This is a genomic window from Polaromonas sp. C04, from assembly GCF_002002705.1.
Lineage (GTDB): Bacteria > Pseudomonadota > Gammaproteobacteria > Burkholderiales > Burkholderiaceae_C > Rhodoferax_A.
Map to the genome: position 1 here is coordinate 542,836 of NZ_MUNS01000041.1, position 6,709 is coordinate 549,544.

A 6,709-nucleotide genomic window follows, 5' to 3' on the forward strand; every position below is an offset into this window, starting at 1 on the left:
GCAATAATGTTGGTGAATGAAGGACTCCCAAATTTTATCGACCTTCTCGGAACTGTCGGCGCCGGCCGTCCTGGAGCTGCCGCTCCAGCCGCCGCCCAGGGTGCTGGTGTTCGACGCCTGCCATGTGGGTGTGATCTTGCGCGCGGTGCTGTTCATGGAGGCCGTGATCGCGGTTGGGGCGATGTTTGGGGTGCATACCTTCCTGGACTGGCTGGGTCGCCTGTCGCTGCTCACGGGCGGTGCGTTGCCGGCCACGCTGGCCTGGCTGATTGCCGCCTGCAGCCTCAAGAAGCCGCTGGCGCGCCTGCCGCGCGCGGGGCAGTACGTCGCCGGCGTCCTGCTTGGCGCGCTGGCGGGTCTGTACGGCTGTGGCCTGCTGGCGCTGGCGGGATTCACCGAATCGATGCCCTGGCTCGCCAGTGCGTTTTTGGGTGCCTTGCTGTCGGCCCTGCTGGTGGTCGCGCTGGTGCTGCGCGCCAAGGGCCGCACGCCGGCCGCCACCGCCGCGCGCCTGAGCGAGCTGCAGGCGCGCATCCGCCCGCATTTTTTATTCAACACGCTGAACAGCGCCATTGCGCTGGTGCGCGAAGACCCGGCGCGTGCCGAGACCATGCTGGAAGATCTGAGCGACCTGTTTCGCCACGCGCTGGCCGACCAGGGCGAGTCCGTGACGCTGGCCGAAGAGATTGCGCTGGCCCGGCGCTATCTGGCGATCGAACAGGTGCGTTTTGGCGAACGGCTGCGCGTGGAGTGGGTGCTCGACGGGCAGGCGGACAACGCCAGGCTACCGCCGCTGCTATTGCAGCCGCTGGTGGAAAACGCCGTCAGGCACGGGGTCGAACCCAGTGCGACGGGCGCCCAGGTCAAGATCTCGACGCAGCGCCGCGGCAGCTCGGTCGTCATCAAGGTCACGAACACGGTGAGCGCCCCCGGCCGGCCCGGCCACGGCGTCGCGCTGGAAAATGTGCGTGACCGCCTGAGCCTGCTGCACGACGTGCAGGGGCAGTTCCAGACGGCGCTGAAAGACGGCGTGTTCCAGGCCCGGATCGAGGTGCCTGCATGAATACCGGAAGGCCCCGCACATGATGATCCTCAACGTGCTGCTGGTGGACGACGAAGCGCTGGCGCGCTCGCGCCTGCGCACATTGCTGGGCGAGTGCACCTCGCCCCGGGCCATCCTCGGCGGCGAGGCGGCCAACGCGGTGCAGGCGGTGGCGCTGCTGCAGCGCCACGCGTTCGATGCGGCGCTGCTGGATATCAACATGCCAGGCACCGACGGCCTGGCCCTGGCGCAGACCCTGCGCAGTCTGCCGCAGCCGCCCGCCCTGGTGTTCGTCACGGCCCATGCCGAGCATGCCGTCACGGCGTTCGAGCTCGAGGCGGTCGACTACCTGACCAAGCCGGTGCGGCTCGAGCGGCTGCAGGCGGCGCTGCAAAAAGTAGAGCGTATTGTGACCGCCCGGGAAGGGGTTCAGCCCGATTTTGTGAAAGACTTTCTGATTATCCAGGACCGCGGGCGGACCGAACGCGTGCCGCTCGCCGAGGTGGTGTACCTCAAGGCCGAGCTCAAGTACGTGACCGTGCGCACCGCCGCCCGCAGCTACGTCATCGACGACAGCCTGAGCGAGCTCGAGGAGCGCCATGCCCCGCGGTTCCTGCGCATCCACCGCAACGCGCTGGTTGCTCGCCATGCGGTGCGGGCCCTGGAAAAGCACTTCGACCCCGAGGAGGGCGAAGGCTGGGCGGTGCGGCTCAATGGTGTTGACGAGGTGCTCGCGGTGTCGCGGCGGCAGTTGCCCGCGGTGCGGGATACCATTGCGGGCGCGGAGGATTGAACCGTGGCCCGAATTTCCAGGAAACACCCATGACAGACCAGTCCTCAACGCCGGCTGCCGGCCCCCCGCCACTGACCGAGACCGCTGTTCCGGCTCTAGACCCGCGCGTGCTGCTGCACATGCCGGTCGATGTGCGCAGCCTGTCGCTGGTGGTGCTGGCCCTGCTGGGCAGCCTGTTTGTGCTGCGCTGGGCCAGCGCCGTGTTCATTCCGCTGCTGCTCGGGGTGCTGTTCAGCTACGCGCTGTCGCCGGTGGTGGACTGGATGCAGCGCTGGCATATTCCGCGTGTGCTGGGTGCGGCGGTGCTGCTGGCCGCCCTCCTGGGAGGCGCTGGCTGGACCGTCTATTCACTCAGCGACGACGCCGCCTCGTTGATCGAGTCGCTGCCGGTGGCGGCGCAAAAGCTGCGCCAGTCGGTGCGGGCGCGGCGCGGCGCGTCGGAAGGCGCCATTGCGACGGTGCAAAAGGCCGCGACCCAGCTGGAGCAGGCGGCAGAAGACAGTGGCGCCGCCAAGCCGGCTGCCAGTCCGGGGGTGACGCGGGTGCAGGTCGAACGGCCCAGGTTCGACATCAAGGACTACCTGTGGAGCGGTACCGTCGGCCTGATCGGCCTGCTGGGTCAGATGCTGGTCGTGATGTTCATCACCTACTTTCTGGTCGCTTCCGGCGACGTTTTTCGCCGAAAACTGGTGAAGGTGGCCGGTCCGACCTTCAGCAAAAAGAAAATCACGTTGCAGGCGCTCGACGAAATCACCGGGCAGATCCAGCGCTACCTGCTGGTGCAACTGTTCACCAGTGCCCTGGTGGGCCTGGCCACGTGGCTCGCGTTCTGGTGGATGGGTCTGGAGCACGCCGCGGTGTGGGGCATTGTGGCGGCCGTCCTCAACCTCATCCCCTACATCGGCTCCATTGTCGTGGCAGGCGCATCGGCGATGGTCAGCTTTCTGCAGTTCGGCACGCTCGAGATGGCCGCGCTCGTGGCCCTGGTGTCGTTCGTGATCCACAGCATTGAAGGCTACGCGATCACGCCCTGGCTGACCAGTCGCGCCGCCAGCATGAATCCGGTGGCGATCTTCGTGGGGGTGCTGGCCTGGGGCTGGCTGTGGGGCGTGTGGGGGCTGCTGCTCGGCGTGCCCATTTTGATGGCCATCAAGGCGGTGTGCGACCGTGTCGATGACCTCAAGTCGGTCGGTGAGTTTCTTGGTACCTGAACGCAGGCCCGGCTACTTCAGGGTGCGAAACACAGTGTCCCAAAACGAGGTGGTGACGCCGTAGTAGCCCGCCTCTTCGCTGCGATGGTGCAGTGCGTGGCAGTACTTGCGCCGCCGCAGCCACTTGCCGCCGCCGTGCCAGTGGTGCACGGCGTGATGCACACACGAATAGGCCAGGTAGCCCACCAGCACACCCAGTGTCAGCGCGCTGCCGCGCCACAAATTGCTCAGCAGCAGCGCCGGCAGAAAAACCAGCACGGTGATCAGGGAGCCACTCAGGAGCGTGGGCGTGCAAATCAGGGCCGTAGGCCGCGCGTGGTGGTCCGCATGCCAGGTGCTGAACGGTGGCACGCCGTGCAGCACAAAGCGGTGCGCTACATACTCCATCAGGGTCCAGCCCAGCAGGCCCAGCACGACCAGCGTGGCCATGACGGGCCAGTCGGTGCGCGGGCCGGCCGCGAGCAAGGCGTAGGCAATCAGCACCACGGCCAGCGCGTAGACCACGAAGTCGGCGCGGTAGGCCAGTTTGCTGTGTTCGAGTGCAAAGCTTCCCATGCACGTCCTTCTGTGTTGCTTGTCCGACGGACCACGGTGTGGCCCACTCCCGATTCATCTTACGCGATTGATCCGCCAGCCGGCATGACCCCTCAACCGGTATTGCGCAGCCCCGCCGCAATGCCGTTGATGGAGATGTGAATGCCGCGGTGCACCCGCTCGTTCGCCTGCCCCGCGCGGTAGCGGCGCACCAGTTCCACCTGCAAATGGTGCAGCGGGTCGATGTACGGAAAGCGGTGGCGAATGGAGCGCGAGAGCGCGGCGTTGCCGGCCAGGCGCTGCTTCTCGCCGGTGATCAGCGCCAGGGCGTCGGTGGTGCGCTGCCACTCCATCTCGATCGCGCTGAAGATTTTCTTGCGCAGGCGGGCGTCGCCCACGAGGTCCGCATAACGCGAGGCCAGCGCCAGGTCGCTCTTGGCCAGCACCATGTCCATGTTGGACAGCAGGGTGCGAAAGAAAGGCCACTGGCGGTACATTTTTTGTAGCAGGACCAGTGCGTCCTTGCTGGGCTTGTGGCCTTTTTCATGTTCATTGCCGTGCAGGAAGGTCTGCACCGCCGAGCCAAAGCCGTACCAGCCCGGTAGGGTGAGCCGGCACTGGCCCCAGCTGAAGCCCCAGGGAATGGCGCGCAGGTCTTCGATCTTTTGCGAGGCCTTGCGCGAGGCGGGACGCGAGCCGATGTTGAGCTCGGCGATTTCGCGGATCGGCGTGGCGCTGAAGAAGTAGTCGGTGAAGCCGGGTGTCTCGTACACCAGCGCGCGGTAGGCCGCCATGCTGGTTTGCGACAGCACGGCCGCGGCCTCCAGAAAGGCCTTGGTGGCCGGCTTGGTCGGCTGCAACAGGGTCGCCTCCAGCGTGGCGGCGACGAGGGTTTCCAGGTTGCGCCGGCCGATCTCGGGGTTGGCGTACTTGGAGCCGATCACCTCGCCCTGCTCGGTCAGGCGGATCTGGCCGCGCACCGTGCCGGGCGGCTGCGCCAGGATGGCCTGGTAGCTCGGGCCACCGCCGCGCCCCACGGTGCCGCCGCGGCCGTGGAACAGGCGCAGCTGCAGCTTGTGCGAGCTTGAGAGCTCGTCGAACAGCTCGACCAGCGCGATCTCGGCGCGGTACAGCTCCCAGTTGCTGGTGAAGATGCCGCCGTCCTTGTTGCTGTCGGAGTAGCCGAGCATGATGTCCTGCTCGGCGCCGCTGCGCTGCACCAGCGCAGCCACGCCGGGCAGCGCGTAGAACTCGCGCATGATGGGCGCGGCGTTGCGCAGGTCCTCGATGGTCTCGAACAGCGGCACCACGATCAGGTCGCAGGTCGCGTGGGAGTCATCGAGAACGCCGTGCATCAGCCCCACTTCCTTTTGCAGCAGCAGCACCTCCAGCAGGTCGCTCACGGTCTCGGCGTGGCTGATGATGTAGTGGCGAATGGCCTGTTCGCCAAAGCGTTCGCGCATCACTTTGGCGGTCTCGAAGATGGCCAGCTCGCCCTGCGCCAGCGCTGAGTAACTGGCGCCGAGCACGCGCAGCGGCCGTGCGTCGTTCAGCAGCCGCAGCAGCAGCGCGCGCCGGGCCAGCTCGTCCAGGCCGGCGTAGTCGGGCTCGACGCGCGCCACCGCCAGCAGCTCGGCCAGCACGTCCTCGTGTTTGTCCGAGCTCTGGCGCAAATCCACCGTGGCCAGGTGAAAGCCGAACACTTCGACCGCGCGGATCAGCGGGTGCAGGCGCTGTGCGACCAGCGCCGCGCCATGGTGGGCCAGCAGCGAGGCCTCGATGGTGCGCAGGTCGGCGCACAGGTCCTGCGCTCTCAGATACGCGTTTTGCGGGGCCACCGCGTGGCGCGCGGCGTCGCCGCCGGTCAGGTCCTTCAGGCTCGCCGCGAGTCGTGCATAAATGCCGGTGAGGGCGCGCCGATACGGCTCGTCCTGGCGATGCTCGTTGGTGTCGGGCGAGTTTTCCGCCAGCGCCTGCATCTCGGGGCTGACCTGCACCAGCATGGCCGACAGCGACAGTTCGCTGCCCAGCAGGTGCACCTCGGTCAGGTAGTGGCGCAGCGCGACCTCGGCCTGGCGGCGCAGCGCGTAGTCAAGCGTTTGCGCGCTCACATTGGGGTTGCCGTCGCGGTCGCCGCCGATCCACTGGCCCATGCGCAAGAAGCTGTGCACCGGGTGGCTGCCCAGCTCGTGTTCCAGTTCGGCGTACAGCTTGGGGATCTCGCGCAAAAAGGTGGCCTCGTAGTAGCTCAGCGCGTTCTCCACCTCGTCCATCACGGTGAGCTTGGAAAAGCGCAGCAGCCGCGTGTGCCACAGCTGCATCACGCGCGCGCGCAGCTGGGCTTCGTTGGCGGCCAGCTCGCGCGGGGTGAGCGCGTCCCGGCTTGTGGGATTCAGCGCCGCGCGGCTTTTGATCTCGTCACGCGCGGCCAGCAGCTGCGCGATGTCGCGCTCGGCGTCCAGAATGCTTTTGCGCTGCACCTCCGTCGGGTGCGCTGTCAGCACCGGCGACAGATACGCGTGGGCCAGCGTGTTGGCGATGGTTTTGGGCGCAATCCCGGCCCAGCGCAGGCGGGCCAGAGCCACTTCGATGCTGCCTTCCTGGGTATTGCCCGCGCGTTCGTGGATGGCGCGGCGGCGGATGTGGTGGCGGTCCTCGGCCAGATTCGCGAGGTGGCTGAAGTAGGTGAAGGCGCGGATCACGCTGACCGCCTGCTCGCCGCTCAGGCTCTTGAGCAGTTTCTTGAGGGCCTTGTCGGCCTCCTGGTCGGCGTCGCGGCGGAACGCCACCGAGAGCTTGCGCACCTGCTCCACCAGCTCGTACGCGGCCACGCCATCCTGCTCGCGGATCACGTCGCCCAGAATGCGTCCCAGCAGGCGGATGTCCTCTACCAGCGGTCGCTCATTGTCGCGGGATCTGCCTGGCGCTCGCTCGTTGTTTTTGGGCCCGACGGCGCCTGCAATGCGTTTTGGGGGTTGATCCTTGTCGGCCGTTTTCATGGGCGCGTATCCTTGGCGGGTGAGCTGGTTTGGGGTGAGTGGGTGGGGAGCGTGCATGCTAGCATTGCCTTCTCCCGCAAACCCCCCAGAAGATTACGAACAGGTTACGACTTTGAGTTCGCCCGCCCGC

The 6,709-nt window shown here is 66.9% G+C and carries 5 protein-coding genes; 3 read left to right on the forward strand and 2 right to left on the reverse strand.

All coding sequences use genetic code 11. From position 1 onward, the window contains the following. Positions 1–16: 16 nt before the first annotated feature. From B0E49_RS18970 to B0E49_RS18980, 3 genes are read left to right on the forward strand one after another with little or no spacing between them, the layout of a single operon-like run. On the forward strand, positions 17–1,063 hold the full coding sequence (locus B0E49_RS18970) for a sensor histidine kinase (protein WP_077564143.1): 1,047 nt from the start codon (positions 17–19) through the stop codon (positions 1,061–1,063). A 22-nt stretch (positions 1,064–1,085) separates the two neighbouring features. Next, positions 1,086–1,835: a LytR/AlgR family response regulator transcription factor gene (locus B0E49_RS18975; protein WP_077564226.1), complete on the forward strand. Its 750-nt coding sequence runs from the start codon at positions 1,086–1,088 to the stop codon at positions 1,833–1,835. 29 nt (positions 1,836–1,864) lie between these two features. Further along, on the forward strand, positions 1,865–3,046 hold the full coding sequence (locus tag B0E49_RS18980; RefSeq protein ID WP_077564145.1) for an AI-2E family transporter: 1,182 nt from the start codon (positions 1,865–1,867) through the stop codon (positions 3,044–3,046). A 12-nt stretch (positions 3,047–3,058) separates the two neighbouring features. Here the strand turns inward: B0E49_RS18980 and B0E49_RS18985 are convergent, their stop codons facing one another. Next, complete coding sequence (locus B0E49_RS18985) at positions 3,059–3,601, reverse strand: sterol desaturase family protein (RefSeq protein WP_077564147.1); 543 nt, start codon at positions 3,599–3,601, stop codon at positions 3,059–3,061. A gap of 92 nt (positions 3,602–3,693) precedes the next feature. Next, entirely contained in the window at positions 3,694–6,579 is a 2,886-nt protein-coding gene (gene ppc, locus B0E49_RS18990; RefSeq protein WP_077564149.1) for a phosphoenolpyruvate carboxylase, read from the reverse strand. Positions 6,580–6,709: the final 130 nt, after the last annotated feature.